The sequence below is a fragment of the Actinocrinis sp. genome, assembly GCF_035605935.1.
Taxonomy (GTDB): domain Bacteria; phylum Actinomycetota; class Actinomycetes; order Streptomycetales; family Catenulisporaceae; genus Actinocrinis.
Window position 1 is genome coordinate 1 of sequence record NZ_DATNGK010000094.1, and the last position, 6,532, is coordinate 6,532.

2 protein-coding genes and 1 pseudogene are annotated in these 6,532 nt (G+C 67.9%); all 3 read left to right on the plus strand.

What is annotated here, in order from left to right; all coding sequences use genetic code 11:
- Nucleotides 1–1,521, plus strand: a 1,521-nt coding sequence (locus VN779_RS08630) for an FAD-dependent oxidoreductase (protein WP_325721917.1), incomplete at its 5' end; no start/stop codon positions are given.
- Between the two features lie 47 nt (nucleotides 1,522–1,568).
- A complete protein-coding gene (locus VN779_RS08635; protein ID WP_325721918.1) occupies nucleotides 1,569–4,952 on the plus strand; it encodes an AAA family ATPase in 3,384 nt (1,127 codons plus the stop codon).
- Between the two features lie 419 nt (nucleotides 4,953–5,371).
- A pseudogene (locus VN779_RS08640) lies at nucleotides 5,372–6,532 on the plus strand (sialidase family protein); the annotation flags it as partial.

Genomic DNA, 6,532 nt, shown 5'->3' on the forward strand with positions numbered 1-6,532 from the left:
GCGGTGCTCGAGGGTCGGCTGGAGACGGTGAACATGGTCGATGGCATCCTGCGGGTGGTGGGTGGTCGTGGCCCCGGCGAGCTGGTGGGCGAGGTGCCGATTGCGCTTGGAACGACGTTTCCGTTCGGCTTCCGCGCGGTCGAGCCGACCCGCCTGATGCGGCTCGAGGCCGAGGACTATCACGCCACGGTCGCCCAGTCGCCCGAGGTGGGCGAACGGCTTGGAGCGCTCGCGCGCGAGCGAATCGGCAGGCTCCAGGGGATCACCGCCGAAACCCCGCCGCCACGCGCGATCGTCGTCGGCCAGCGCTGGGATCCCGCCACCAGCCAGCTGCGCCGTTTTCTCGACCGAAACCAGGTCACATTCCGATGGATCACCGCCGATGCCGCGGACGGCGAAGCCGTCTGGGGCGGCCCTCTCCCGGCGGCGGAGGACTGCCCGGTGATTCGGCTGGTGAACGGCAAGACGGTGGTGCAGCCTGATCTTCGACGAGTCGCACAGCTGCTTCAGCTGGCAACCGAGGCCGAGGCGGCGGAGTACGACACCGTGGTCGTGGGCGGCGGGCCGGCCGGCCTCGCCGCGGCGGTGTACGGCGCGTCCGAGGGGTTGCGCACGATCGTGATCGAGCGCGAGGCGCCAGGTGGCCAGGCGGGTACGTCCTCGCGGATCGAGAACTACCTCGGATTCCCATCCGGCGTGTCCGGCGACGAGCTGGCCAGCCGCGCGCTGCAGCAGGCTCACCGGCTGGGCGCCGAGATCGTGGTGACACGAACGATCACCCGTATCGACGCTGCTAGCCGGCAGGTGTATCTGGACGGCGGGGACGTGGTTCGCGCGCGCACCATCATCCTCGCCTGCGGCGTGTCATGGCGTCGGCTGGAGATCGAAGGCTTCGAGCCGCTGGTGGGCAAGGGCATCTCCTACGGCGCTGCGCGCAGCGAGGCGTCGAGTGTGCACGGACTCGATGTGCACATCGTCGGTGCCGGCAACTCGGCCGGGCAGGCTGCGTTGTTCTTCGCCACGCACGCGCGCAGCGTCACGATCCTGTGCCGAGGCGCCGGACTCGTGCGCAGCATGTCGCAGTACCTGTTCGATCAGGTTTCCGCCCAGGCGAATGTCGCCGTCCGCCACACGAGCGAGGTCGCGGCCGTACGTGGCGAGGCCCGGCTGGAGGAGATCCAGGTGCGCGACTCGCAGACCGGCCAGAGCGAATGGCTCCCTTCCGGCGGACTGTTCGTGTTCATCGGCGCCGATGCCGAGACCGCCTGGCTGCCGTCCGAGATCGCGACCGACCACAACGGCTACGTGCTGACAGGGCCGGACGTGCCGGTCGAGGCCCGGACCGGCGGTGGCCGCGACCCGTACCTGCTCGAGACCAGCGTCCCCGGCATCTTCGCCTGCGGCGACGTCCGCTACAGCCCGGTCAAGCGCGTGGCAGCCGCAGTGGGCGAAGGGAGCATGGCCATCGCATTCGTGCACCAGTACCTGCGCGACGAGGCGACGGTCTCGGCCAGCACCTGATCGGTACGTCTGAGCGATCCCTTACGGCGAGGCCGTAGACTCGACCGGTGACGATCTGCACCGCGTGTGGCCAGGCGAACCCAGACGGCTTCCGCTTCTGCGGAGCCTGTGGCGCGCCCTTGGCGACCGGCGAAGTGGCGCAGCGTGAGGAGCGCAAGATCGTGACGGTGCTGTTCGCCGACCTGGTCGGCTTCACAAGCCGAAGCGAGCGAATGGATGTTGAGGATGTGCGCGGAACGCTCGCCCCCTACCACGCCCTGTTGCGCGAGCAGTTGGAGCACTACGGGGGCACGGTCGAGAAGTTCATCGGCGACGCCGTGATGGCGCTGTTCGGCGCACCGGTCGCCCACGAGGATGACCCGGAACGGGCGGTGCGAGCCGCCCTCTCGATCCGGGCCGCGATCGACCGGCTGAATGACGAGGACCCTGAGCTTGACCTGCACGTCCGCGTGGGCGTGAACACCGGCGAGGCGCTGGTGGTGCTGAGCGCTGATGCCGCCCGTGGCGAGGGCATGGCATCCGGTGACGTGGTCAACACGGCCGCCCGCCTGCAGACGTCCGCACCGGTCGACGGCATCCTGGTCGGCGAGACCACGTACCACGCCACCGACCGTGCCATCACCTACCGCAGCGCCGAGCCGGTCGTGGCCAAGGGCAAGTCACAGCCGCTGCAGGTCTGGCAGGCGGTCGAGGCGCGCGCGCGGCTGGGTATCGATGTGGTCCAGCGGCCCACGACGCCGCTGGTGGGGCGTGGCGAGGAGGTCGACCTGTTGGTCGATGCGCTTCGCCGTTGCCGCTCGGAGCGGGCCGTGCAGCTGGTCACGTTGGTCGGCGTACCTGGCATCGGCAAGAGCCGGCTGGTGTGGGAGCTGATGCAGGCCGTTGAACGCGATCCCGACTTCATCACATGGCGTCAGGGACGCTCGCTGCCCTATGGCGAAGGCGTCACCTTCTGGGCGCTTGGCGAGATGGTGAAGGCGCAGGCGGGCATCCTCGACACCGATGCGGCCGAGGAGGCAGGGCGGAAGCTGCGCGCGACGGTGGTGGACATGATCAGCGACCCGCTCGAGGCGGCCTGGGTCGAGGAGCACGTGCGAGCGCTGGCGGGGCTGGAGGGGGTGACCAGTACCAGCGGAAACCGCTCCAGCGAGGCGGCGGCCGCCTGGCGCCGCTTCCTGGAGGCGCTGGCCGACCGTCATCCGCTTGTGCTGGTATTCGAGGATCTGCATTGGGCCGATGATGCGCTGCTCGATTTCATCGACCACCTGGCCGACTGGTCGAGCGACGTGTCGATGCTAATCGTCTGCACGGCGCGTCCGGAGTTGCTCGACCGTCGCGGCGGCTGGGGTGGCGGCAAGCGAAACGCCCTCACGGTGGCGCTGTCTCCTCTCGACGACCCGGACATCGCGCGACTGATCAGCACCTTGCTGGAGCAGGCGCTGCTGCCGGCCGAAACCCAGGCCATGCTTCTCAGCACGGCGGCGGGGAACCCGTTATACGCCGAGGAGTACGTGCGGATGCTGATCGACCGCGGCCACCTCCAGCACGATCGGGGCCGCTGGCGGCTGTCGGAGACGACGGAGCTGCCGGTTCCCGAGTCCGTGCAAGGGCTGATCGCCGCCCGCCTCGATGACCTGCCGGCCGATCAGAAGCGCCTGCTGCAGGACGCTTCGGTGCTGGGCAAGGTGGTCTGGCTGGGAGCACTGGCCTCCATGAGCGGCACCGATCCCTATCAGGTCGAGGCTCACCTGCACGCGCTGGAACGGCGAGAGATGCTGCGGCGGGAACGACGATCGACGGTTGCGGCGGACACCGAGTACGCGTTTCGCCACGTGTTGATGCGTGACGTGGCGTACGGGCAGATCCCCCGCGTCCAGCGCGCCGACAAACACCAACGGGCGGCGGCGTGGATCGAATCGCTGTCCGCCGACCGCGGTGACGTGTCCGACATGCTCGCTCACCACTATGCGCGGGCGCTCGAGTACGCGCGTGATGCGGGGCAGCCGACCGAGCAACTCGAGCTGCGCGCGCGCATGGCGCTGCGCGATGCGGGCGACCGAGCCATCGCGCTCAACTCGCTGTCGGCCGCCCAGCAGCACTACTACGCGGCGCTCGTGCTGTGGCCGAAGGATGATCCGGCCTGGCCGGAACTGGTGATCGCGGCCGCCGATGCGGGGCTGGGCATGAACCGCGCCCAGATCAATCAGTGGCTGATCGAGGCGCGCGACAGTCTCCACGCCTCCGGCGATCTCGGCAACGCCGCCAAGGCAGAGATGCTGAATGGGTTCCACTACTGGAACGTCGGACACAGCGAGGAATCGCGGGCGGCATCCTCCAGGGCGCAGAGCCTGATCGAGCAAGCCGAACCGTCCCCGACGGTGGCGCACGTCGCCAGCCGGCTGGCCGTGAACACGATGCTGCGTGGCCAGTTCGAGGAGACGATCGCACTCTGCGAGCGAGCCCTCGGCATCGCCGAGGAGTTCGACCTGGAGGACATTCGCTGCCACGTGCTGAACACCCGCGGCGTGGTGCGCGTCACGAATCGAGGCGATCTGGGTGGGTTGGCCGACCTCGAGGCGAGTCTCGAAATCGCCGACCGGATCAACGCAGTAGAGGGAATCATCCGCGGCTGCAAGAACCTGGGCAGCACGCTGGCCGAACTCGGCGACCTCCGTCGAGCGGCCGAGCTCGAGCAGCGGGGAGCCGAGGTGGCGCGGCGCTTCGGCATCGACTTCCAGGTGGTGTGGTTCGAGACCGAGCTGGGGATCCTCGCGTTTCTGAACGGCGACTGGGACGCCGTGGACGAGGCGTTCACGCGTCTTGACCGGTGGGTGGCACAGGTGGGGCCGCACTACATGGAGGCGGCTGTGGACACCACCCGCGCCAGGATCGCGGCAGCCCGCGGCGAGGGTAACGCCCAAGCCCATTCCGCCCAGGCGCTCGATTTCTGCCGGCGTTCGGGGGAGCCGCAGGTGCTGCTCCCGACGTTGGCCGATGCGGCCCTGATCACCGCTACCAGCGGTGACCGCAACGCCCGGCGGCGAGTGGCCGACCTGTGCGACGAGCTGGCCGATGCCGGCCCCGGCAAGGTGGTGTGGAGTTCCTGGTCGACGGTGTTCGCGCTGGCGCTGGCATTGACCGACCAGCCGGAACGGCTTGCCGTGCACGACATCAAGGGTCCGTCGCGATGGGCGACGGTCACGCAGCTGATCATCGAGGGCCGGTACGCCGACGCCGGCGATGAGCTGGGCGAGATTGGCAGCAAGCCCGAGCAGGCGCTGGCCAGGCTGCTGGCCGCGCGAGCAATGATCCGCGACGGCAACCGGGCTGCGGGCGAGGTCGAACTGCAGCGCGCGGTGGAGTTCTGGGTCGGCGTGCGCGCGACGCGGTACTTGGACATCGCCGAGCAGCTGGTGGCGGAGACCGCCTGACGCTCGGAACGGTCATAACAGCGTTGATGTGAATCTGCCGGTTGCATCATTCGCTGGTTAGAGTGAACAATAAGGGAATAGCTTGACCGATTCGCAGCAACGGACTACCGTCCGCCAGAAGCGCCAGTGTCTGGGAGGGGGACGGAATGCGGAAGCTGATTGGGGCGGCGGTCCTGGTGAGCGCCTTTATGGTGAATGTCGGCGGTGCGACTGCGGCGCCGAGCACGAACGTGCGCTTGTCGAATGACAACGGTGGTGGCGGATATGTGAGTGCCTACACGCTTGCCACCGGTCAGGCGTACACGGACGGCATCTTGAGGGAATGCTCTGTCGCCAGAGGGCGCCAGAACGAGCCGGCAGTAGCTATCGATCCGCGCAATGCCAGCGTGATCTTGGGTAGCTCAAACGATTATTGCGGCGTGTTCGGTCCGCCTGGCGATCCGGCCACGGGCACTCCGGCCGGTCCCGTCTGGCTCGGCTACTATCGTTCCCAGAACGCCGGTGCGAGCTTCCAAAGCTCGTTGGTTCCGGGCTATCCCGGCGACACGTCGCCGTTCGCCGCGCTGGCACATATTCGGACGGCCGGCGCCGGTGACCCGGTGATCGCGTGGGACGGGCATGGACGTGCGTTTTTCGGTTCCGAAAGCTCCGGCGATCCCAGCGGTAGCCCCAAGGGATTCGGCGACGAATGGGTCGCGACCTACGTGAACTCGGGCGGAGGCTCCATCAACGACGGCAAGCGCTACGTCGGCACGGTCACGGTGGCGAAGGGCTCGTCGGCTGCGGCGACCGGCAAGTTCAACGACAAGACCGCCATCGAGGCCGACCGCACCGGCGGCCGGTTTGACGGCAACGTCTATTTCGCCTGGTCGCGGTTCACGGGCTTCAACGTCTCGAACATCTACTTCGTGCGATCAACCGACCATGGCGCTACCTTCTCGGCGCCGATGCTGCTGACGCCAAAATCGGGAAACCTGCAGGATCCGCGGATCGATATCACTGGAAACGGCGACGTTTACGTCACCTACGACACCGGCGCCTTGAAGAACGGTCAGCCGGCCGGGGTGCAGATCGTGAAGTCGACGGACGGTGGACTCACGTTCTCGAAGCCGACCCAGCTAGTGACCTATGCGCCGTGGGAGGAGACCGATCAGTCGACGGCGGGTGGCACGAACCGCGATTGCGGCGACGGGATTGACGCCTGTGTTGCGGGGTACACGTTCTTCCGCAATGACTCGTCCACCGACTCGACCACCGATCAGCGCGACCACGCGCACCAGTATGTGTACCTGGTCTACAACGCCTCCATCCCGGGGACGCAGGTAGCCACCGGCAACACGTATGGCACCGAGGGCGGCGGCACCGGCAGCCAGGCGGGGACATACTTCGTCCGCTACAACGGCGCGACCGGGACACACACCGCGCCGAGGTTGATCTCACCGTCACCGGTTGGCGACCAGTCCTACCCGGCGATCAGCGCCGACGGCGGTTACCTACACACAATGTGGTGGGACAGCCGAAACGACCGCTGCTACTCCCCCACCCGTCCGATCGGCAACTGTGCCGACCGCTCGACCGTT